Genomic DNA, 223 nt, shown 5'->3' with positions numbered 1-223 from the left:
CACCGCCGGGTTCGGTGCTGTCGGGTTCGCGTGGTGGGATCTTGGCGAGGGCGAAGGCCGCGCAGATCACCGCCACGAAGAGGTACCCGAGGGCGACCGGGCCGTTGGCGTTCCACTCGATCTTCTCGCCGTGGATCAGGCCGACGAACGACAGCGCGGCACCGGACGCGGCGAAGACGGCCGCCTGGGCGAACCGCTTGTCGATGATGAACGCCACGACGGC

General features: G+C 69.5%; 1 pseudogene. It reads right to left on the bottom strand.

What is annotated here, in order from left to right:
* A pseudogene (locus ACXN5W_RS30480) lies at positions 1-223 on the bottom strand (regulator); the annotation flags it as partial.

The organism is Plantactinospora sp. A48, from assembly GCF_055793945.1.
The sequence above is the reverse complement of the archived record's forward strand: the minus strand, read 5'-3'. Positions and strand labels throughout refer to the sequence as shown.